The sequence below is a fragment of the Streptomyces sp. 4F14 genome (genome assembly GCF_048159485.1).
GTDB lineage: Bacteria > Actinomycetota > Actinomycetes > Streptomycetales > Streptomycetaceae > Streptomyces.
Genome location: NZ_JBLRVY010000162.1, coordinates 1 through 417, shown reverse-complemented (window position 1 = coordinate 417; position 417 = coordinate 1). Strand labels below are relative to the sequence as shown.

The following is a 417-nucleotide window of genomic DNA, read 5'->3' as shown; positions in this document are numbered from 1 at the left end:
CCGGCACGGTGGGCGGCACCGTGCGGGCCTTCGTCGGCCCCGTCATGGCAGCCGTGCTCTGGCACCTGGCCATGGGCATCGAGCTGCGGCTGCACAAGCCGGACGCCACCTCGCAGGGGCTCCTGGCGACGCTCGGACGAGAAGCACGCGAGCGGCTCCTCTCCCGCCTGGGCATCGCCACCCGCAACCGCGATGCCGCGCAGATCACCAAGGACCGCGCGACACTGCGGGCAGTGGCCCTGGCCTCCCAGCTCGCCGCGATGTCGCCGCCGGATCGCGAGAAGGACACCAGGATCACGCGTCGGCTCCAGTCGGCTCTCACCCGAGCCGGGGTCGGCACCGATCCTCAGCAGCGTCAGGCCCTCCTGGAGCAGCTGGCCGCCCGACGGCACGCGGCAGCACTCGCCACCGTCGACC

At 73.4% G+C, this 417-nt stretch carries 1 pseudogene; it reads left to right on the top strand.

Annotated elements, in window-relative coordinates:
* Positions 1-417, top strand: a pseudogene (locus tag ACLZOT_RS50125) (hypothetical protein); the annotation flags it as partial.